The sequence below is a fragment of the Micromonospora sp. NPDC048947 genome (assembly GCF_040649495.1).
Lineage (GTDB): Bacteria > Actinomycetota > Actinomycetes > Mycobacteriales > Micromonosporaceae > Micromonospora > Micromonospora alfalfae.
The window spans coordinates 104,788-126,289 of the sequence record NZ_JBEZFO010000021.1 but is presented as its reverse complement, the minus strand read 5'-3'; the positions used below and the strand labels follow the sequence as shown (position 1 = coordinate 126,289).

Below are 21,502 nucleotides of genomic sequence, written 5' to 3'. Positions count from 1 at the left end.
GCCCAAAGTCCGCGCGTTCACGGAAGTCGGGGTATCCCGGATCCCCGGACACCCCGACTTCCTGAAACCCGAGTCGATCAATGCCCGGACCCGGCCGGCGGCCGAGGTGCAGCCCGGCGAGTCCCGCGCTGAGCGGACAGGGTCCGGCCCCCGCGCCGGAGGCGACGGGGGCCGGGTGTCGGTTCGGTCAGGGTGTGTGGGTGAGCAGTGTGAAGCCCAGGTTGGCCGGCGCCCCGGCCGAGTTGCGGGTCTGCACGAAGACCGCGTTGGGCGTCAGCAGCCGCGGGGCGACCGAGACCTCGCCACCGGGCGGAATGCAGCAGGAGCCGGAAAGGGACAGGGTGGCCAGGAAGGCACCAGCCGAGACGTTGTAACCGAAGATCACCTCGTACTCGCCGACGCCGTACTTGACCACGGTGCCGCTGCCGCGCGCCTTGGTGCCGTTGGAGTTGACGACGGTGAAGACGTTGGTGGCCACCAGTGGGGTGGCCGCACTCGCCTTCAGCGCGGCTTTCGCGATGCGCGCCGACTCGGCGCTGACCGGAGGCTGGGCGTTCGTGCCGCGTGCCGGCTGGACCGCTTCCTGCGGCGCCTTCGCCGACGGCTGGGCGATAGCGATGCCCCCACCGGCGAGACTGAGCCCCAGAACAGCGAACGTGACCGCCGCCACCTTACGTCGGAAGGATGTGCTCATGACAGGTCCCCCTTGTGTGACCGTGCGAATTCGGCCGACCCGCGGGGCGGGACGGATGACTGCCCATAAATAGGCGTACGACGACAGTTGGGCGGGGGAAAGCTGCCTCGCTCACACCCGACGAGATTGATTTGCCATCAATCCATACCCCCTCTGAGCTGCGGTTACTACTCAGAGTTGCGTCGTTTAAGCCAGATGGAACGTAGCACCGGAAAAAGCCGCCAGTCAATAGTTGATCTCGCTTTTCCAGGGTGTCATTCAGCCGTCAGATAATTGTGAAATGTGAGCGCATCGCCATTCATGAAATGGGTTCGTCGGGCCCCACTACGATCAACTCCGTGATCGTCGATGCCCGACCCACACAGCGGAACACTCGGCTCGGCACTGTGCTCTGCTGGCTTGCCGTCGTACCCACCGCAATCTGGGCGGCCACCCGACTGCTCGGCCTGGACCGGGGGCCCTTGGTGCAGGCGCTCGCCTTCACGCCGTACGCCGCGGGCGTCAGCGTGCTGGTCCTGGCCCTCGCGCTCGCCCTGCGGCGCTGGTGGCCAGCGGCGCTCGCGGCCCTGGCGACGGTGGCGTTGCTCGGCGCCGTCGCACCTCGGGCGCTGGCCAACCCGCAGCCGGCGGCGGCCGGGCCGACAGTGCGGCTACTCACCGCCAATCTGCTCGCCGGGGCCGGCGACGCGCGGACACTGGTGGAGCTGGTCCGGCGACACCAGGTGGACGTGCTCACCGTGCAGGAGTTCACGCCGGACGCGCAGGCCGCCCTGGATCGGCTCGGCCTCGCCACGCTACTGCCGCACCGACAGCTCAACCCGGAGATCGGCACCCCCGGCTCCGGGCTCTACTCGCGGTGGCCGATCACCGACGGCGGCGTCCGACGCAACCTCGAGGGTTGGGGCTTCACCCAGGCGTACGCGACGGTGTCCGTCCCCGGCGGGCCCCCGGTCCGCGTCGAGTCGGCCCACCCCTCCGCGCCGTACGCGCTGGACCAGGTGGGTGCCTGGCGTGCCGACCTGACCGCCCAACCACCTGCCACCCCGGACGGTGGCCTGCGAATCCTCGCCGGAGACTTCAACGCGACCCTCGACCACAGTCCACTGCGGGCCCTGCTGCGCAGCGGTTACGTCGACGCCGCCGACGCCACCGGAGAGGGCCTGACCGGCACCTGGGGTCCCTACGACGGAGACCTCATCCCACCCGTCACCATCGACCACGTCCTGGTCGACCACCGGATAGCGGTCCGCTCGGTGCAGGTGTTCACCCTGCCCGGCAGCGACCACCGCCCCGTCCAAGCCACCCTCACCCTCCCCACCCCCTAAAACCCCACCCCACCCCGGCCCACCCCGCCTCGTCGATCTTGCACTTACTGTCCCGGCATCAGCGACAAAAGCCGCAGACCGTCGACACAAAGTGCAAGATCGCGAGAGTGGGGGGCGGGGTTGGGGGTGGGGTTGGGGGTTAGACGGGGGTGGGGGCCAGGCCGTAGGTGAGGGCATCCACCAGGGCGTGCCAACTGGCCTCGACCACGTTGGGGTGGACGCCGACAGTGGTCCAGTCCCGGCCGTTGTCGTCGGAGGTCTCCAGCAGGACCCGGGTGACCGCGCCGGTGCCATGGCTGCCCTCCAGGATGCGCACCTTGTAGTCGGCCAACTCGAAGTCGCGCAGCTGCGGATAGTGCCGCGCCAGCCCCACTCGCAGCGCCTCGTCGAGGGCGTTGACCGGGCCGTTGCCCTCGGCGGTGGCGATCACCCGCTCGCCGCGAACCCGGATCTTGACAGTCGCCTCGGAGACCACGGCGCCGTCCTCGCGGTGCTCGACCAACACCCGGTACGACTCCAGGGTGAACGGTCGGGCCGGGCTGCCCTCCGGCAGCTCGGAGCGGACCAGCAACTCGAAGGACGCATCGGCAGCCTCGAAGGACCAGCCATCCGCCTCCAGCTCCTTGACCCGCTTGGTGACCCGGGTCAGGGCGTCCGGGCTGGCGGCCAGGTCCAGGCCGAGCTCACGACTCTTGAGCTCGACGCTGGCCCGACCGGCCATCTCCGTGATCAGGATCCGCATGTCGTTGCCCACCACCGACGGGTCCACGTGGTTGTAGAGCAACGGGTCGACCTTGATCGCGCTCGCGTGCAACCCCGCCTTGTGGGCGAAGGCGGCGGCCCCGGCGTACGCCTGGTGGGTGTCGGGGGCGATGTTGGCGATCTCGGCGATGGCGTGCGAGACCCGCACCATCTGCGCCAGGCAGCCCTCCGGTAGGACGGGCATGCCGAGCTTGAGTTGGAGGTTGGCGACGACCGCGAAGATGTCGGCGTTGCCCGGGCGTTCGCCGTACCCGTTGGCGGTGCCCTGCACGTGGCGGACGCCCGCCTCCACGGCGGCGATCGTGTTGGCCACCGCGCAGGCGGTGTCGTTCTGTGCGTGCATACCGAGCAGCCCGGCGTCGATCCCCAGCCTGTTCGTCAGGTCGTTGATCACGGCGCTCACCTGGGACGGCAGCATGCCGCCGTTGGTGTCGCAGAGCACCATCCGCTCGGCGCCGGCGGCGAGCGCGGTCTGCACCACGGCAGCGCCGTACGCGGGGTCGTGCCGGTAGCCGTCGAAGAAGTGTTCGCCGTCGACGAAGACCCGTCGCCCCTCGCGGACGAGGTGGTTGACGGTGTCGTGGATCATCGCGAGGTTTTCCGCGCCGGTGGTACGCAGCGCGCGCTCGACGTGCCGGGTGTCGGCCTTGGCGACCAGGGCCACGGCCGGGGTCTGCGCGTCCAGCAGGGCGCGCACCTGGGGGTCGTCCGCTACCGCGACGCCGGCCTTGCGGGTGGCGCCGAACGCGACGAGTACGGCGTGCCGCAGGTCCAGCTCGGTGCGGGCGCGACGGAAGAACTCGGTGTCCTTGGGCACCGCGCCCGGCCAGCCGCCCTCGATGAAACCGACGCCGAACTCGTCGAGCAGCCGGGCCACTGCCAGCTTGTCGACCACCGAGTAGGTGAGCCCCTCGCGCTGGGCGCCGTCGCGCAACGTGGTGTCGAAGACCTGGAACGTCATCAGGATCCTTTCTCGGAGCAACAAAAAGACCTCCCGCGGATGCGGGAGGTCTGCGCGCTCGGCAGAGGGGAGAGCCGGCGCGCTAGGTCGCAATAATCAGGGCGGTGCTGGTCACGATGGCCACTCTGCCACCTCTCCCCCGAATTTGGGAGGAACAATCCACATGCCGGGATGGTGACGGAGGGTTCGGTCGCCTCGAACCGCCGCTCGTGATCGGCTTCACAAGCCACCAGGCCACTCATCGGTGGAAACAGCCATGCGGAAGCATCTGAACGGATCCGATGATGGCCACCGTGCCGTCTGCAAGGAGGACCTGTGCTCACCGTCAGTGACCGCTTACGTGAGCACGGACTCGCCGCCTGCGTATCGCTGGACGCCAACAACGCGTCCGAGACGATCGACCACACGTCCCACGAGGGCACGTGGTGTGTGGTCTTCGTCGGGCCGATGGATTTCACCTCCATCAGCCCGGCGGAGATCGCCGACGAGACCCCCGCCTCCGGAGTCTGACCATGGGCCTGGACGCGATCAGGGCAGCCCTGCCGGAGTACGCCAGGGACATCGAGCTCAACCTCGGCTCCACCGTCGGTTCCGCGGCGTTGACCCCGGCGCAGACCTGGGGCACCGCGCTGGCCTGCGCGGTGACCTCTCGCAACCCGCTGGTGTTGCGGGAGATCGCAGCAGAGGCGCTCGGGCACCTCGGGCCGGAGGGGGTCGAGGCGGCCAAGGGCGCTGCGGCGATCATGGCGATGAACAACATCTACTACCGGGCCAAGCACCTGATCGGCGACGAGCAGTACGCCTCGATGCCGGCCCGACTGCGGATGCAGATCATCGCGAGGCCGGGGGTGGACAAGGGCGACTTCGAGCTCTGGTGCTTCGCCGTGTCGGCCATCGCCGGCTGCGGGGTGTGCCTGGAGTTGCACGACAAGAAGCTGCGCGCGGGTGGCTACACCCGGGAGCAGCTGCACGAGGCCCTGCGGATCTCCGCAGTGGTGCACGCCGCGGCGGTCACCCTGGACGCCGAGGCCGCACTGGCCTGAGCACGTACGCCCCGACGGGCCGACGCCGCACCTCGCGGCCTCGCCCGTCGCCGTAGCGCGGCCTGTCGCCGTTTCCGGCCCCCGACGGCCGGGTAGCTCCTGCGGGGACGCACCCACCTACGCCGAGACGATCGGCGACAGTCAGGAGTGAACGGCATGGACAGGATCGATCCGCACGCCACCCACGCCGGGCCGGACCCGCTGCGCGGCGGCGACCAGGGCACGGTGCCCGGCGGCGCGCCGGCCGGCACGTTCGACCCCTGGCGCTACCGGGACCAGGCCGGAGTGGCCGACGTCGACCTGGTCGGCTACAAGGTCGAGGCCACCGACGGTGGAATCGGCAAGATCGACAGCGCCAGTCACGAGGTCGGCGGCAGCTACCTGGTGGTGGACACCGGGCCGTGGATCTTCGGCAAGAAGGTGATGTTGCCGGCCGGCACCGTCAACCAGGTCGACCACGACGAGCGCGTCGTCTCCGTCGACCGGACCCGGGACCAGATCAAGGCCGCCCCGGAGTACGACGAGACCAGCCACAGCGACCCGAGCTACCGGGATCAGCTGGGTGGCTACTACGACGAGACGTACGGCGCGCTCCCGCCCGGCACCGCACGGTGAGCGATCGACCCGACGGCCGGTGGGGCACTGCCCCACCGGCCGTTACCGTGTGAACGTGGACGCCACCGGGAACAACCCCCAGCTCTCGCTCCCCGCCACCTTCAACTTCCGCGACGTCGGTGGCTACCTCGGCCACGACGACCGGTCGGTACGCCGAGGTCGGCTCTACCGCTCCGACTCACTGCACCGCCTCACCGAGCAGGACCGGGACGCGTTCGCCGCGATCGGGATCCGCACCGTCATCGACCTGCGCCGCCCCACCGAGGTGGAGCGCGACGGTCGGGTGCCGGAGTACCAGGGGCTGACCTACCGGCACATCCACCCGGAGCACGCCGACTGGGCGGGTACGCCGCACGAGGAGGGCGCCGACCTGGCCCGGTACCTCGCGGACCGGTACGCCGACCTGGCCCAGACCGGCACCGCCGGGCTGGCCGAGGCGGTCGGACTGATCGCCGACTCCGCCAATGCCCCGGTCGTGGTGCACTGCGTCGCCGGCAAGGACCGCACCGGCATCGTGTGCGCGCTGACCCTCGCCCTTCTCGGCGTCGACGACGCGGACATCACAGCGGACTACGCGTTGAGCAGTGCGGCGTCAGCGCGGTACAGCGCCTGGTTGGCTTCGGTCACCCCGGGCGGCGTGGACGTGCCGGCGCCGTTCCTGAGCTCACCAGCGGAGGCGATGCAGATCTTCCTGGACGAGCTGCGCGCGGGGCACGGTTCGGTCGAGGCGTACCTGCGCCACGCCGGGGTGACCGACGAGCAGCTCGCCGCGCTCCGCGACCACCTGCTCGACGCGCCCACCGAGGCGCGGCCCACCGAGGCGCGGCCCACCGACGCGTAGGGACGACTGCGCCGGCCCGTCCGGGTGGACGGGCCGGCGCAGCGACGAAGATCAGAAGACCCGCTGCACCCAGCCGTGCGGGTCGGCCGCCTTGCCCCGCTGGATGTCGACCAGCTGCTGACGCAGCGCCATGGTGACCTGACCGGGCTCGCCACCACCGATAAGGAACTCGCCGTCCGGGAAGCGGACCCCACCGATCGGGGTGACCACCGCGGCGGTGCCGCAGGCGAACACCTCCTTCAGGCGTCCGCTGGCGGCGTCGGCCTGCCAGTCGGCGAAGCTGACCGGCCGCTCCTCGACCCGGTGCCCGGCAGCGCCGGCCAGCGTGAGGACGGCGTCGCGGGTGATGCCCGGCAGGATCGTGCCGGTCAACGGTGGGGTGACCACAGTGCCGTCGTCGTAGACGAAGAAGACGTTCATGCCGCCCAGTTCGTCGACGAACCGGCGCTCCACCGCGTCCAGGAAGACGACCTGGTCACAGCCCGCCTCGATGGCCTCCGCCTGCGCCGCGAGCGACGCGGCGTAGTTGCCACCGCACTTGGCCGCGCCGGTGCCACCGGGCGCGGCCCGGGTGTAGTCCGGGGACACCCAGACGGTGACCGGCTTGACGCCACCGGTGAAGTACGCCCCGACCGGTGAGGCGATCACCATGTAGAGGTACTCGTTGGCCGGGCGGACGCCGAGGAAGACCTCGCTGGCGAACATGAACGGCCGCAGGTAGAGGCTGCCGTCCTCGCCGGTGGGGATCCACTCCCGGTCGATCTCGATGAGCTTGTGCAGCGAGTCGACGAACACCTCCGGCGGCAGCACCGGCATCGCCATCCGCTGCGCGGAGGTGGCGAAGCGGGCCGCGTTGGCGTCCGGCCGGAACATCGTCACGCCGCCGTCGGCGGTGCGGTACGCCTTGAGCCCCTCGAAGATCTCCTGCGCGTAGTGCAGCACCGCGCTGGCCGGGTCCATCGGGATCGGGGCACGGGCTTCCACCCGGGCGTCGTACCAACCCTTGCCGTCGGCGTAGCGGACGGTGACCATGTGGTCGGTGAAGACCCGGCCGAACCCCGGGTTGGTCAGCAGTGCTGCCCGGTCGGCGGCGGATACCGGCGCGAGATTCGGACGGATCTCGAAGTCGAGCTTGTCACCACCGCTCATCGCGCTGACCTCCCTGCGGAACAACGGCATGCGGGACCGCACACCGACATGGCTGTGCCAGAAACTTACCCCGAACGGTCGTTAAGCGGGTAGCGCCGGTCGGGCTGCCCGTGGCAGACCGGCCCCGGGGCCGGTCGTCACTCGGGCCGGGTGATCAGGCTACGGCGTGGGCGGCGAGCCGGTCGCCGACCTCTTCGGTACGCAGCGTTACGCCCGGGACCCGGCTGGCCAGCTCGGCGGCGACCGCATCGTTGACCCGAGCGGCCGACTCGCTGTGCCCGAGCTGCTCCAGCAGCAACGCGGCGGAGAGCACCGCGGCGACCGGGTCGGCGATGCCCTGCCCGGCGATGTCCGGCGCGGAGCCGTGCACCGGCTCGAACATCGAGGGGTACGTCCCCTCGGGGTTGATGCAGCCGCTGGCGGCCAGCCCGATGCCGCCGGTGACGGCCGCGGCGATGTCGGTGAGGATGTCGCCGAAGAGGTTGTCGGTGACCACCACGTCGTAGCGCTGCGGCTGGGTGACCAGGAACATGGCCGCCGCGTCGACGTGCTGGTACTCGGTTTCGATGTCCGGGTGCTCGGCGGCGACCGCGTCGAACGTGCGCGCCCAGAGCGACCCGGCGTGGGTGAGCACGTTGGTCTTGTGCACGAGGGTGACCTTGCGCCGCTCCCGGCGGCCGGCGCGGGCGAACGCGTCGCGGATCACCCGCTCCACGCCGTGCCGGGTGTTCAGGCTCTCCTCGGTGGCGACCTCGGCCGGGGTGTCCCGGTGCAGGGAACCACCGGCACCGGCGTAGAGCCCCTCGGTGCCCTCGCGCACCACCACGAGGTCGACCTCGCCCGGCTTCACGTTGCCCAGCGGGCCGGCGACCCCGGGCCAGAGCCGGGACGGGCGCAGGTTGACGTACTGGTCGAAGGCGAAACGGAGCTTGAGCAGCAGCCCTCGCTCCAGCACACCCGGCGGGACCGTCGGGTCACCGACAGCGCCGAGCAGGATCGCGTCGTGCCCGGCCAGCTCGGTCAGCACCGAGTCGGGCAGCACCTCTCCGGTACGGTGCCAGCGGGCGGCGCCGAGGTCGTACTCGGTGGCCTGCACGTCGGGCAGCACCGCGTCGAGAACCTTGCGGGCCTGCGCGACCACCTCGGGCCCGATGCCGTCTCCGGCCACCACCGCGATCCGCGCCACGACCGCACTCCTCTGCTCAACGGGTCCGTTCGGGCAACGGTACGTCGCCGTCCCGCCTCCCGGTACGTGACGTCCAAATTGTGGGATTTGCAATGCACAGCACCCTCTCAGCTGGGACTCATGAGGCGGTCATGTCCGCTGCCTAGGGTGGTGGTCGGTGGGTCACGGGGCCCTACTGACCGCCGGGTCGTGACGACTCGGCACCGAGCGCGAGGGGGCAGATGCGATGCGCATCGACGAGCAGCCGCGGACCCGCTGGCCGGACCCGTCGGCGTTCCGCAACCGTCGGCCCGACCTCCGACTCGGCAGCCGTCGGCACCGGATCGACCCCACCGCCGCCACCGAGGGCCGGATCGCGGTGCAGCACACCGTACGTACCGCGACCGCCGAGTACACACTGCTGCTCAACGCCCCCGAGTGGCTCGGCCGCCGGGGCGTGGGCGAGGCGCTGCGGGACAGCGTCGCCGAGCTGCGCGCCATCGACATCACCTACGGCCCCAACCGACCGGAGAGCCTGGTCTCCCGGCTGCGTCGGGGGGAGATCAGCCCGGAGTCGTACCCACCGCTCGCCGATCTGGTCGACCGCTGCGCCGCGATGCGCGCGGCCACCGACGGGTGGTTCGACGCCTGGGCGGTGCCCGGCGGTTTCGACCCGGGCGGCCTGCTCGGCGGTTGGGCCGTGGAACGCGCCGCGGAGCGACTGCGCGCCGCCGGCATCCACGACTATGCGGTACTCGCCGGCGCCGACCTCGTCGTCAGGGGCCGCGCGCCGCACGGCGGACCCTGGCGGGTCGCGGTACACCACCCGACGGCACCCGAGCGCGCGCCGCTGGTGCTGGAGATGACCGCCGGCGCGATCGGCACCTCGGGGGTGACCGGGCGGCAGGGGCACGTGGTGGACCCGCACACCGGCGAGCCGGCCGATCACCTCGTCGCCGCCACAGTGGTCGGCCCCGACCTGACGATCGCCGACGCCTACGCCACGGCGCTCTACGCCGCCGGCCCTACCGGCCTGGCGTGGTTCCGGGGCAACTCCGACTATCGCGCGCTCTTCGCGCACCGTCGCTGAGCCGGTCGGGCCCGCGATCGGCCCCCACGGTCTCGGCAACGACAGTGGGGGCCGGTCAGCGACGAGTGCGCGTGGCTCGCACAACCGAGGGGTGCGGACCGGTCGGGCCGGACGTCGACCGCGCCACCCGAAGACGGGCCGGCGCCTCGAACTCGGCCAGTGACCGCAGTGCGTACGCTAGCGAATCGACGCAACTCGACGCAAGAGTCTCCACACCGGACCGTCGTGGCCGGAGACTGCGGTGATCGGTGGTTGACCGGCGGCGAGGCAGTTTCGACATGCTGAACGGCGGATGGCACGCTATCCGCCGTGAGTTTCGATCTGAGCGTGTGGGCCCTGGAGGACGGGGCGACGCCCGAGGACGTGCGGACAGCGGTCAGCGGTTGCCGGCAGGGGCGGCACGTGGACCGCTACCCCGATCCCCGGGTGGTCAGCTTCTACCGGGCGATCACCGCCTCCTATCCGGACCGTCACCCCGGCCCGAACAGCCCGTGGGCGGTGGCGCCGCTGCACGCGGCCCACGACCACGTCGAGCTGAACCTGCACCCGACCTGCGCGGACCAGGTGCTACTGGACATCGAGCGGCTGGCCGGCGAGCACGGGCTGATGCTCTTCGACCCGCAGGACGGCTCGGTCTACCCGCCGCCGGCGCGGCTGCACGGCTGACCTGACCGGCGGCACGGACGGGAAATGACGAGGGGCCCGGCGAATCGCCAGGCCCCCCACGGTGTTTGTCGTCTACTACTCGTCGCGCAGGTCGGCGGCGCTGGCCGCCGTGGCGCCGATCGACTCGGCGGCCGAGGTGAGCAGGTCGGCGCCGAGCGCCTGGTCGACGGTGAGCGTCATCAGCGTCTCACCGCCCGCCTCCCGACGAGCCACCTGCATGGCGGCGATGTTGATGCCCGACTCGCCGAGCAGGGTACCGACAGTGCCGACCACACCGGGCCGGTCGGCGTAGCGCAGGAAGAGCAGGATGCCTTCCGCTCCGATCTCCACGTCGAAGCCGTCCACCTCGGTCAGCTTCAGCACGTCCCGAGCGCCGGAGTGGGTGACAGTGCCGGAGACACTGACCGTCCGGCCGTCCGGCAACGCGCCGCGCACAGTGACCAGGGTCGGCTGCTCGGCAGTCTCGGCCAGCGTGGCCAGGGCGACCTCGACGCCACGCTCGGCGGCCAGGTGCGGGGCGTTGACGTAGGTGACCTGCTCCTCGACCACGGAGCTGAACAGGCCCTTGGTGGCGGCCAGCTTGAGCACCGACACGTCGTGGCTGACGATCTCACCGCGGACCTCGACAGTGACGCTGGCGGCGACCCCACCGGCGACCGCGGTGAACGCCCGACCCAGCTTCTCCGCCAGCGGCAGCAGCGGCCGAACGTCCTCGGCGACCACACCGCCGGCCTGCACGTTCACCGCGTCCGGGACGAACTCGCCCTGCAACGCCAGCTTGACGCTCTTGGCCACGGCCAGACCGGCCTTGTCCTGCGCCTCGTGGGTGGAGGCGCCCAGGTGCGGGGTCGCCACCACGTTGTCGAAGGCGAACAGCGGCGACGAGGTGCACGGCTCCTTGCTGTACACGTCGACACCGGCGCCGGCGACCCGACCCTCGGCGATGGCGTCCGCGAGCGCCTGCTCGTCGACCAGCCCACCACGGGCGGCGTTGATGATGCGAACCCCGGGCTTGACGAGCGCCAGCTCCTTCTCACCGATCAGGCCCACCGTCTCCGGCGTCTTCGGCAGGTGGATGGAGATGAAGTCGCTCTCCCGCAGCAGCTCCTCCAGGCCGACCAGGCGGACGCCGAGCTGCGCCGCGCGGGCCGGCTGGATGTACGGGTCGTACGCGATCAGCCGGGTGCCGAACGCGGCGATGCGGGACGCGAAGAGCACCCCGATCCGCCCGAGGCCGACCACGCCGACAGTCTTGCCCTGCACCTCGACGCCGGTGTACTTCGACCGCTTCCACTCCCCCGCCTTGAGCGCGGAACTGGCGCTCGCGGTGTTACGGGCGACGGCGAGCAGCAACGCGACGGCCTGCTCGGCGGCGGAGACGATGTTGGAGGTGGGCGCGTTGACGACCATGACGCCCCGCGCGGTGGCGGCCGGCACCTCGACGTTGTCCAGCCCGACGCCCGCCCGGGCGACCACCTTGAGGCGCGGCGCGGCGGCGACAGCCTCAGCGTCGATCTGGGTCGCGCTGCGCACGATGACGGCGTCGGCCTCGGAGAGCGCCGAGAGCAGGGCCGGACGGTCGGTGCCGTCGACGTGACGGACGTCGAAGTCGTGGGCGAGCACCTCGATGGCGGCGGGGGCGAGTTCTTCGGCGATCAGTACGACAGGATTCATCGGTCCTCGTAGAGGTCGTGTTTGCGATCGGCCCGGGCGGCGGGGCGCCGCACTGCGCCCTGCGCTGATCCGTGCCGTGGCCGTCAGGTGCCGGCTGCTGCACCTACAGGCGATCGTAGGGGCCGCGCTGGTCGGCGTGTTCCGGTCTTCGGGGTGAGTGCCCTCACACGCCCGGTCAGGCGACGGACATCGGTCGTTCACCGCACCGACACTGTTGCTCCGGCCGCGCCGAGCACCCGGCGGCGTCGGTCACCCGGTCACTGCGGGAGAGTCGTGGCGCACGAGCGCTGCCGCCCGACGTATCGACGGGCGGCAGCATGCCGGGCAGCCCCGGGGCGGCGCTGGGGAGAGCGCCGACCCGGGGGCTGTCGGTGGATCGTCGTTCGGACGGGTCAGGCGGTCTCGGTGATCGGACGGTCGACCCAGCTCATCATGCCGCGCAGCTTCTTGCCGGTCTCCTCGATCGGGTGCGCCGCACCCTCGGCCTGCCACTTGGTGAAGTTGGGCCGGCCGGCCTCGTCCTCGGCGACCCACTCGCGGGCGAACTCGCCGGACTGGATCTCACCCAGGATCTTGCGCATCTCGTCCTTGACCCGGGAGTCGATGATGCGCGAGCCACGGGAGAGGTCGCCGTACTCGGCGGTGTCGGAGATGCTGTAGCGCATCTTCGCGATGCCGCCCTCGTACATGAGGTCGACGATCAGCTTCAGCTCGTGCAGGCACTCGAAGTAGGCGACCTCCGGGGCGTAGCCCGCCTCGGTGAGCACCTCGAACCCGGTCTGCACCAGCGCCGAGGCGCCGCCGCAGAGCACCGCCTGCTCGCCGAAGAGGTCGGTCTCGGTCTCCTCGGTGAAGGTGGTCTTGATCGCGCCGGCCCGGGTGCCGCCGATCCCCTTGGCGTACGCGAGCGCGAGTGCGAGCGCGTTGCCGCTGGCGTCCTGCTCGACGGCGACGAGACAGGGCACGCCCTTGCCGTCGCTGTACTGGCGGCGGACCAGGTGGCCGGGGCCCTTGGGCGCGACCATCGCCACGTCCACCTCGGCCGGCGGCTTGATCAGGCCGTACCGGATGTTGAAGCCGTGGCCGAAGAAGATCGCCTTGCCCGGGGCGAGGTGCGGGGCGATCGACTCCGCGTAGATCCCGCGCTGGGCGGTGTCCGGTGCGAGCACCATGATCACATCGGCCTCGGCGGCGGCCTGTGCGGGCGTGACCACCCGCAGGCCCTGCTCCTCAGCCTTGGGACGGCTCTTCGAGCCCTCCGGCAGACCGATCACCACGTCGACGCCGGAGTCGCGCAGCGACAGCGCGTGGGCGTGGCCCTGGCTGCCGTAACCGATCACCGCGACCTTCTTGGCCTGGATCAGGCCGAGGTCGGCATCGTCGTCGTAGTACACCTCAACGCTCATGAGAACTTCCCTTTCGTACGACGGCCGGGGCGGCCCGTCGTGGTCTGTGCGGATGAATTCGCCGGACGGCCGGCCGAGGGCCGACCAGCGGCGGGTCAGGCGGCCCGCAGCGCGGGACCGGCGGTGATCGAACGCGAGCCGCGCCCGATGGCCACCAGCCCGGACTGCACCATTTCCTTGATGCCGAAGGCCTCAAGGTCGCGGAGCAGCGCGTCGAGCTTGTCAGGGGTGCCGGTGGCCTCGATGGTCAGCGTGTCCGGTGCGACGTCGACCACCCGGGCGCGGAACAGGTTGACGGTCTCCAGCACCTGTGACCGCGCGGACCGGTCGGCGCGAACCTTCACCAGCAGCAACTCCCGCGCGACCGAGACCTGGGGGTCCAGCTCAACGATCTTGAGCACGTTGACAAGCTTGTTCAGCTGCTTGGTGACCTGCTCCAGCGGGGACGACTCCGCGTTGACCACGATGGTGATCCGGGAGACGTCCGGGTTCTCGGTCTCGCCGACGGCGAGGCTGTCGATGTTGAACCCGCGCCGGGAGAACAGGCCGGAGACCCGGGCGAGCACGCCCGGCTTGTTCTCCACAAGCACGGACAGCGTGTGCATCGTCATTAAATGTCATCCTCGTCGAAGGCCGGGCGGACGCCACGGGCGAACATGATCTCGTCGTTGCTGGTGCCGGCGGCGACCATCGGCCAGACCATCGCGTCCTTGCCGACCACGAAGTCGATCACCACGGGCGCGTCGTTGATCTCCATGGCGGCGGCGATGGTCTTGTCCACGTCATCCGCGCTCTCGCAGCGCAGCCCGATGCAGCCCAGGGCCTCGGCGAGCTTGACGAAGTCGGGGATGCGGTGCTTGTGGGTGCCGAGCTCGGTGTTGGAGTAACGCTCGTTGTAGAAGAGCGTCTGCCACTGCCGGACCATGCCGAGATTGCCGTTGTTGATGACGGCGATCTTGACCGGGATGCCCTCCAACGCGCAGGTGGCCAACTCCTGGTTGGTCATCTGGAAGCAGCCGTCCCCGTCCACCGCCCAGACCACGGTGTCCGGCTTGCCGACCTTGGCGCCCATCGCCGCGGGCACCGCGTAGCCCATGGTGCCGAGGCCGCCGGAATTCAACCAGGTGTACGGCTTCTCGTAGGAGATGAACTGCGACGCCCACATCTGGTGCTGGCCCACCCCGGCCACGAAGATCGCGTCCGGGCCGACGATCTCACCCAGCCGCTTGATCACGTACTGCGGGGACAGGGTCCCGTCGACCGGCTCGTCGTAGCCCAGCGGGTAACGGGTGCGCAGGTCGTTCAGCTGCGTCCACCAGTCACCGAGGTCGGCGGTGCGCCCCGCCGCCCGCTCGGCGGTCACCGCGGCGATCAGCTCGTCGATGACGTGCTTGGCGTCGCCGACGATCGGGACGTCCACGTGCCGGTTCTTGCCGATCTCGGCGGGGTCGATGTCCGCGTGCACCACTGCCGCGTCCGGGGCGAACGAATCCAGTTTGCCGGTGACCCGGTCGTCGAAACGTGCGCCCAGCGCGACGATCAGATCCGCCTTCTGCAGGCCGTAGACAGCGGCGACAGTGCCGTGCATGCCGGGCATCCCCAGGTGCTGCTGATGCGAGTCGGGGAACGCCCCGAGCGCCATCAGCGTGGTGACGACCGGGATGCCGGTCAGCTCGGCCAGCCGGCGCAGCCCGTCGGTGGCACCGGCCTTGAGCACCCCGCCGCCGACGTAGAGCACCGGCCGTCGGGCCGCGGCCATCAACCGCGCCGCCTCCCGGATCTGCTTGCCGTGCGGGTGCAGGGTGGGCCGGTAGCCGGGCAGGTCCAGGGTGGGCGGCCAGGAGAAGGTGGTCGGCGCCTGGAGCACGTCCTTGGGGATGTCGACCAGCACCGGGCCTGGTCGCCCGCTGCTGGCCAGGTGGAACGCCTCGGCCAGCACCCGGGGGATCTCCTCGGCGTTCTGCACGAGGAAGTTGTGCTTGGTGATCGGCAGGGTGATGCCCTGGATGTCCGCTTCCTGGAAGCCGTCGGTGCCGATCAACGGGCTGGCCACCTGCCCGGTGATCGCCACCATCGCCACCGAGTCCATGTACGCGTCGGCGATCGGGGTGACCAGGTTCGTCGCACCCGGGCCGGAGGTGGCGATGCAGACGCCGACCTTGCCGGTGGCCTGCGCGTAGCCGGTCGCCGCGTGCCCCGCGCCCTGCTCGTGCCGCACCAGGATGTGCCGGACCGTCGAGTCGTAGAGCGGGTCGTACGCCGGCAGGATCGCGCCGCCCGGAATGCCGAAGACGACGTCGACCTCGAGCGCCTCAAGGGACCGCACGAGCGAGCCGGCCCCGGAGATCGGGGTCGCGGCGGCGGGCCGTACCGCCGGGACGGCCGGGGTGGCCGTGCGTGTGGCGGCCTGGTCGACGTCGAGGGTCGGGTCGGCGGCCGCGCGGGCCCGGCGGGCGGTGTGGGCGAGGGTCTCGGGCGTGGGTCTCGTCATGGCGGTTCTGGCCTTCGGCTGGAGTGGCTGGTGGCTAGTCAAGCGATGCGACGCGGGCGGGGCCCGCCTCGCCAGGTTCCGATGGCAATAAAAACGGCCCTCGTGCAGATGCACGGGGCCAGCGCACTCTCGGTGAGGGAGAGTGCGCTCAGGTAAGTACTCGCAGCGACCGGTACGACGACATGCGGCTAAGCCTGACGCATCTCACGCGATGAGTCAACTGATCCCACATGTTGGTTAACGGGGGTCGGCGCGTCGGCCCGCGACGCGCCATCGCCAGGCGGGGTGAGCTGCTCGGACCCGCCCGCAGCACGCCGTGGCGCGGGCACCGGAGCGGGACGCGCGCCTGGTGACGTGGCCGCCTCCAGCATCGCCTCCAGGTGCTCGGCCGGCACTCCCCAACCGAAGAGCGCGCCCTGGCCGAAGCGGCAACCGGCCGCCACCACCGCGGCCAACTCGGTCGGAGTGGTCACCCCCTCGGCGATCACCTCCAGCCCCAACTGGTGACCCAGGCGCATGACGATGTCGACCATCGGGGCGAACGCCGGGCCGTCCTGGCCCACCGGGCGGACCGGCTCGTGCTCGGCGACCAGACTGTGGTCGATCTTGAGGATGTCGATCGGCAACCGGCGCAGCTGCCCCAGCGACGAGTAGCCGGCCCCGAAGTCGTCCAGCGCGATCCGGACACCTGTCAACCGCAGCGCGGTGAGCCGCCGGATCAGCTCGTCCAGGTCGGTGGCGACGGCGTGCTCGGTGACCTCCAGCACCAGCCGCTGCGGCGGCACGTGGTGGGCGCGCAGCGCCTCGGCGACCTGGACCACGTACTCCGGGGCGTGCAGCTCGCGCGGGGAGACGTTCACCGACACCCACACGTCGTGCCCGTCCGCCAGCCACCGGGAGAGCTGGTAACAGGCCTGGTGCAGCACCCAGGCGCCGAGCGGGGCGATCATGCCGCACTCCTCGGCGAGCGGGATGAACTCGTCCGGACGCACGTTGCCCAGCTCGGGATGGTGCCAGCGGAGCAGCGCCTCGGCGCCGACCGGCCGCACCGACGGCAGCGACGCCACCGGCTGGAACGCCAACCGCAGCTCGTCGCGGTCGATCGCCCCGCGCAGCTCGTGCTCCACAGTCGTACGACGGCGCAGCAGTTTGTCGTACGCGGCGTCGTACCGCTCGATCCGGTTCTTGCCACGCTGCTTGGCGTAGCGCAACGCCAGGTCGGCGTGGCGCAGCAGCAACTCCACGTCGGGCTCGTCGGCCCAGTCGGCCACCCCGATGCTCACCGACAGGAAGACCGGCCCCTCCGGCTGGTCGTAGGGTCGGTTGAGCACCCCGAGGAGCCGTTCGGCGACGCGGTCCGCCTCGACCGGCCGGCCCTGCATGAGTACGGCGAACTCGTCGCCACCCAGCCGGGCGGCCACGTCGCCGGGGCGCAGGTTGCCGCGCAGCCGCCGGCCCACCTCGGCCAGCACGGCGTCGCCCACGTCGTGGCCCCGCATGTCGTTGACGTTCTTGAAGCCGTCCAGGTCCAGACCGAGCAGCACACACGGGTTGTGATCGGCGGCGTTGCGGTGCAGGGCCCGGAGCAGCCCGCGCCGGTTGGCCAACGACGTCAGCGGATCGGTGTGCGCCAGCTCCCGGAAGTGCGCCTCCCGCTCGGCCAGCCGGCTCGCGTAACCCCTGACGTCGCGAAGGGTGAGGTACTGCCGTGCCACCAGGGCGAAGCCCTCCACGCTGCCGGCCACGATGCCCAGCGCCGTGAACCGGCCGTCCTGGGCGAGGTGGTACATGGCCGAGGCAGCCATCGCCAGCATCGGGGCGATCGCGTACTCGCCGTCGCTACCGACCAGGTCCAGGTCGATCTGCCCCGGCCGGTCGGCCCGGTACACAGCGAGCGCGATGGTCAGCAGACCGGCGGCGAGCACCGCCGCACCGGTCAACGCCATGGTCGGCCCGGCCTGACAGAGCCCGGCGCTGAGGCCCAGCCCGCCGCAGGTCACCGCGCTGATGCCGGCGCCCAGCGCGGCGAGCCGTCGACGTGGTGTGGCGGCCCGGAAGACGACGATCACGACGAGCCCGGCACCGAGAGCCGCACTCACAGTGGCCACCAGGATGGCCGGGCAGGCCATCGGGGTGGCGGCACCGAGCAACCGGGTGGGCTCGGAGAAGAGCACCCAACCGACGAACCACAGCGCCGCCGCCATGACCAACCCGTCCAGGGCGAGTCGAGCAGTTCCGGCCGCTGTGGCGGCCACCCCCGGCAGCCGGAGCAGACCAGCGGCGAAGGCCAGCCCGCTCACCGCCGTGCCGATCGCCACCACTGTCGCCCAACCGGTGCGCTGCCCCTGCTCGTGGGCCCAGTGGTCGTTCGCGCTGAGCGCGGCGACGACCCCGGCCAGGAGGCTGAGCACTGCCACACCGGCGGCCGCCGCGAGCAGCACGTGTGCCGGCCGACGCGGCACCGTCCGCCGCCGGGCGACGAGGGTCAGCAGCACGGTGGCCACCGCGGCGACGAGCCCGCTGAGCGCCACGACAGCGACCATGCCCGGTGGAAGATGCACGCCTCCAAGAGTGCCGGATGGGCGCACGTCATGGGGGGCTGAGTGTGCATCTGTTGGGACACGGCAGATACCCGGGTGGGCCCGCGCGCCGACGGTGTCATGCTGGTATGCATGCCTGAGCTGCGGTCGAGGACCTCCACACACGGTCGGACGATGGCCGGCGCCCGGGCCCTCTGGCGGGCCACCGGGATGACCGACGACGATTTCGGCAAGCCGATCGTCGCCATCGCCAACAGTTTCACCCAGTTCGTGCCTGGTCACGTACATCTCAAGGACATGGGTGGCCTGGTCGCCGACGCGGTCGCCGAGGCCGGTGGGGTGGGCCGGGAGTTCAACACCATCGCGGTCGACGACGGCATCGCGATGGGCCACGGCGGCATGCTCTACTCGCTGCCCAGCCGTGAGCTGATCGCCGACGCTGTCGAATACATGGTCAACGCGCACTGCGCGGACGCCCTGGTCTGCATCTCCAACTGCGACAAGATCACCCCCGGGATGCTGCTGGCCGCGTTGCGGCTCAACATCCCGACCGTCTTCGTCTCCGGCGGCCCGATGGAGGCCGGCAAGACGATGGCGATCGAGGGCGTCGTGCACAGCAAGATCGACCTGATCGACGCGATGATCGCCTCCTCGAACGAGGCGGTCACCGACGAGCAGCTCGGTGAGATCGAACGTTCCGCCTGCCCGACCTGCGGCTCCTGCTCCGGCATGTTCACCGCCAACTCGATGAACTGCCTCACCGAGGCGATCGGGCTCGCGCTGCCCGGCAACGGTTCGACGCTGGCCACCCACGCCGCCCGCCGGTCGCTCTTCGTCGAGGCAGGCCGGACCATCGTGGAGATCTCCAAGCGGTGGTACGACGGCGACGACGACTCGGTGCTGCCCCGTACCGTCGCCTCCAAGGCCGCCTTCGAGAACGCTGTCGCCCTGGACGTGGCGATGGGCGGCTCCACAAACACCGTGCTGCACCTGCTCGCCGCCGCCCGCGAGGCGGAGATGGACTTCGGCGTCACCGACATCGACGCGATCTCCCGGCGGGTGCCGTGCCTGGCAAAGGTCGCGCCGAACTCACCGAACTACCACATGGAGGACGTGCACCGGGCCGGCGGCATCCCGGCGATCCTCGGTGAACTGGACCGGGCCGGGCAGCTCAACCGGAACGTGCACGCAGTGCACTCCCCCTCACTGGCACAGTGGCTGACCGACTGGGACGTCCGCGGTGGCTCCCCCACCCCGACGGCTGTCGAGCTGTTCCACGCCGCGCCGGGCGGGGTGCGCACAGTCGAACCGTTCTCCACCACCAACCGGTGGTCGTCGCTGGACACCGACGCGGCCGGCGGCTGCATCCGGGACCGCGAGCACGCCTACTCCGCCGACGGTGGGCTGGCCATCCTGCACGGCAACCTGGCACCCGAGGGCAGTGTGGTGAAGACCGCCGGCGTGCCCGACGACTGCCTGACCTTCCGTGGCCCGGCAAAGGTCTACGAGTCGCAGGACGACGCGGTGACAGCGATCCTCGCCAAGCAGGTGGTCGCCGGGGACGTCGTGGTGATCCGGTACGAGGGGCCCAAGGGCGGCCCCGGCATGCAGGAGATGCTCTACCCCACCTCGTTCCTCAAGGGCCGCGGGCTGGGCCGCTCCTGTGCGCTGCTCACCGACGGCCGGTTCTCCGGCGGCACCTCCGGGCTCTCCATCGGGCACGTCTCCCCCGAGGCGGCCTCCGGCGGGCTGATCGCCCTGGTCCGCGACGGCGACGAGGTCGTCATCGACATCCCCGGCCGGTCGATCGAGCTGAACGTGCCCGCCGAGGAGCTGGAGGCTCGCCGGGTGGCCGAGGAGAAGCGCGACAAGCCGTACACCCCGACCGATCGGCAGCGGCCGGTGTCGGCGGCGCTGCGCGCGTACGCCTCGATGGCCACCTCGGCCAGCGACGGCGCCTACCGTCGCGTCCCGGAGTAACCACCCGTTCCCACCCGTACCGCCGACATCAGCGATGTCGGGGTGTCCTGTCGATCGGGACACCCCGACATCAACGATCGTGTCTCGATCAGGCGCGGATCGATGGAAACGCGGTGCCCACGAATCGACAACGTGGGCTAGCGTGTCGTCGGTCTACTGGGGATCGCCCCAGATTCGTACGGGGGAAGGCGTGTACGTGTCATCTTGGCAGAAACCCGCTCTGGTGGCGGTCTCGGCGCTCGCCGCGTTCGCTGTCTCCGCCTGTGGCGTGACGTCCGGCGCGTCCGAGGCGCCGAAGCAGCCCAGCGTCCTGGAACTGCTGGCCAGTGATCTCAAGGGGTCGCTGCTGAAGGCGGCCGAGACCACCGACAAGACCGACTCGGTGACCGTGACGATGACGGGCACGATGGGCGGCGAGAAGATCTCGATGCAGGGTGTCCTGGACCTGGGTGATCCGCTCAAGGCCGAGATGAAGATGACCAACAAAAAGGGCGTCACCACCCTTCGGATGATCGACGCCGTGATCTTCACCGAGCTGCCAGCCGAGGCCCGCACCGCCACCGGCGGGAAGCGCTGGATGAAGATGGACCTGACCGGTCTGAGTGAGATGACAGGCACGGACTTCAGTAAGCAGTTCGAGGACGCCGACCCGGTCAAGCAGGTCAAGACGTTGCTCGCCCTGGAGGGCACGACGGTGGTGGGGCAGGAGACGGTGAACGGGGTCCCGACTGTCCACTACACGGTCACCACTCCAGTGGCGACCTATCTCGCGCAAATCGACGCCGCGCGCCGTGACGCCACCGAGCAGACGCTGACCAGCCAGGGCGTCAAGGAGTTGAAGATCGACCTGTGGGTCGACGAGCAGTACCGCCCGCGTCGAGCCGGCCTGGTGATGGGCACGATGGGCGACATGGTCATCGACTACACCGACTACGGCAAGGCGGTGGCCATCGAGCCGCCGCCGCCGTCGGAGACCGCCGATTTCGCCGAGATGCTGGAGGGCCTGACCGCCAGCAACTAATCAGGACAGCAAGGCTGCCCGGCCGGCGCGGAGACGCGCCCCCCGGGCAGTGCTGTGTCCGCCCGCTCGTCGCGCCCGG

General features: G+C 70.7%; 18 protein-coding genes. 9 read left to right on the top strand and 9 right to left on the bottom strand.

Annotation, left to right across the window (positions count from 1 at the left end; genetic code table 11):
• Window positions 1-187: 187 nt before the first annotated feature.
• The gene (locus AB0B98_RS26845; RefSeq protein ID WP_357366227.1) at window positions 188-694 is read right to left on the bottom strand and encodes a hypothetical protein; all 507 of its coding nucleotides are present in this window, start codon (window positions 692-694) and stop codon (window positions 188-190) included.
• 386 nt (window positions 695-1,080) lie between these two features.
• Between AB0B98_RS26845 and AB0B98_RS26840 the strand changes: the two genes are divergently transcribed.
• Window positions 1,081-2,019: an endonuclease/exonuclease/phosphatase family protein gene (locus AB0B98_RS26840; RefSeq protein ID WP_357366249.1), complete on the top strand. Its 939-nt coding sequence runs from the start codon at window positions 1,081-1,083 to the stop codon at window positions 2,017-2,019.
• 139 nt (window positions 2,020-2,158) lie between these two features.
• Here AB0B98_RS26840 and cimA read toward each other — a convergent pair whose 3' ends face one another.
• Entirely contained in the window at window positions 2,159-3,742 is a 1,584-nt protein-coding gene (gene cimA, locus AB0B98_RS26835; RefSeq protein ID WP_238671039.1) for a citramalate synthase, read from the bottom strand.
• Window positions 3,743-4,057: 315 nt separating this feature from the next.
• Here cimA and AB0B98_RS26830 point away from each other — a divergent pair, with 315 nt between their 5' ends.
• The 4 genes from AB0B98_RS26830 to AB0B98_RS26815 all read left to right on the top strand — a co-directional run bounded on the left by AB0B98_RS26830 (window position 4,058) and on the right by AB0B98_RS26815 (window position 6,241).
• Window positions 4,058-4,252, top strand: a complete 195-nt coding sequence (locus AB0B98_RS26830; protein ID WP_357366225.1) for a hypothetical protein — start codon at window positions 4,058-4,060, stop codon at window positions 4,250-4,252.
• Window positions 4,253-4,254: 2 nt separating this feature from the next.
• Entirely contained in the window at window positions 4,255-4,785 is a 531-nt protein-coding gene (locus tag AB0B98_RS26825; protein ID WP_357366223.1) for a carboxymuconolactone decarboxylase family protein, read from the top strand.
• Between the two features lie 156 nt (window positions 4,786-4,941).
• Window positions 4,942-5,400 (top strand): PRC-barrel domain containing protein, encoded by a 459-nt coding sequence (locus AB0B98_RS26820; protein WP_238671035.1) that lies wholly within the window; start codon window positions 4,942-4,944, stop codon window positions 5,398-5,400.
• 55 nt (window positions 5,401-5,455) lie between these two features.
• Window positions 5,456-6,241, top strand: a complete 786-nt coding sequence (locus AB0B98_RS26815) for a tyrosine-protein phosphatase (RefSeq protein WP_357366221.1) — start codon at window positions 5,456-5,458, stop codon at window positions 6,239-6,241.
• 51 nt (window positions 6,242-6,292) lie between these two features.
• Here AB0B98_RS26815 and AB0B98_RS26810 read toward each other — a convergent pair whose 3' ends face one another.
• Together AB0B98_RS26810 and AB0B98_RS26805 are read right to left on the bottom strand one after the other, a co-directional pair.
• Window positions 6,293-7,390, bottom strand: a complete 1,098-nt coding sequence (locus AB0B98_RS26810; RefSeq protein WP_238671032.1) for a branched-chain amino acid aminotransferase — start codon at window positions 7,388-7,390, stop codon at window positions 6,293-6,295.
• Between the two features lie 154 nt (window positions 7,391-7,544).
• Entirely contained in the window at window positions 7,545-8,576 is a 1,032-nt protein-coding gene (locus tag AB0B98_RS26805; protein ID WP_357366219.1) for a 3-isopropylmalate dehydrogenase, read from the bottom strand.
• Between the two features lie 226 nt (window positions 8,577-8,802).
• Between AB0B98_RS26805 and AB0B98_RS26800 the strand changes: the two genes are divergently transcribed.
• Together AB0B98_RS26800 and AB0B98_RS26795 are read left to right on the top strand one after the other, a co-directional pair.
• Window positions 8,803-9,645 (top strand): FAD:protein FMN transferase, encoded by an 843-nt coding sequence (locus AB0B98_RS26800; RefSeq protein WP_238671029.1) that lies wholly within the window; start codon window positions 8,803-8,805, stop codon window positions 9,643-9,645.
• Window positions 9,646-9,954: 309 nt separating this feature from the next.
• The gene (locus AB0B98_RS26795) at window positions 9,955-10,311 is read left to right on the top strand and encodes a hypothetical protein (protein WP_357366217.1); all 357 of its coding nucleotides are present in this window, start codon (window positions 9,955-9,957) and stop codon (window positions 10,309-10,311) included.
• A 75-nt stretch (window positions 10,312-10,386) separates the two neighbouring features.
• On the opposite strand, the gene serA is transcribed toward AB0B98_RS26795, so the two are convergent.
• The 5 genes from serA to AB0B98_RS26770 form a co-directional block, all read right to left on the bottom strand.
• Entirely contained in the window at window positions 10,387-11,985 is a 1,599-nt protein-coding gene (gene serA, locus AB0B98_RS26790; protein WP_357366215.1) for a phosphoglycerate dehydrogenase, read from the bottom strand.
• A gap of 392 nt (window positions 11,986-12,377) precedes the next feature.
• Window positions 12,378-13,391 (bottom strand): ketol-acid reductoisomerase, encoded by a 1,014-nt coding sequence (ilvC, locus tag AB0B98_RS26785; protein WP_112625850.1) that lies wholly within the window; start codon window positions 13,389-13,391, stop codon window positions 12,378-12,380.
• A gap of 95 nt (window positions 13,392-13,486) precedes the next feature.
• Window positions 13,487-14,002: an acetolactate synthase small subunit gene (gene ilvN / locus AB0B98_RS26780; RefSeq protein WP_088946549.1), complete on the bottom strand. Its 516-nt coding sequence runs from the start codon at window positions 14,000-14,002 to the stop codon at window positions 13,487-13,489.
• Window positions 14,002-15,882 carry an acetolactate synthase large subunit gene (locus tag AB0B98_RS26775; protein WP_357366213.1) on the bottom strand — a complete coding sequence of 627 codons (1,881 nt, stop codon included), beginning with the start codon at window positions 15,880-15,882 and terminating at the stop codon, window positions 14,002-14,004. Before AB0B98_RS26775 ends, ilvN begins: the two co-directional genes overlap by 1 nt.
• A gap of 188 nt (window positions 15,883-16,070) precedes the next feature.
• On the bottom strand, window positions 16,071-18,425 hold the full coding sequence (locus AB0B98_RS26770) for a bifunctional diguanylate cyclase/phosphodiesterase (protein WP_357366247.1): 2,355 nt from the start codon (window positions 18,423-18,425) through the stop codon (window positions 16,071-16,073).
• Between the two features lie 129 nt (window positions 18,426-18,554).
• Here AB0B98_RS26770 and ilvD point away from each other — a divergent pair, with 129 nt between their 5' ends.
• Both ilvD and AB0B98_RS26760 read left to right on the top strand, forming a co-directional pair.
• A complete protein-coding gene (ilvD, locus tag AB0B98_RS26765; protein WP_357270091.1) occupies window positions 18,555-20,402 on the top strand; it encodes a dihydroxy-acid dehydratase in 1,848 nt (615 codons plus the stop codon).
• A gap of 196 nt (window positions 20,403-20,598) precedes the next feature.
• Entirely contained in the window at window positions 20,599-21,423 is an 825-nt protein-coding gene (locus tag AB0B98_RS26760) for a hypothetical protein (RefSeq protein ID WP_357366212.1), read from the top strand.
• The last annotated feature ends 79 nt before the right edge of the window (window positions 21,424-21,502 follow it).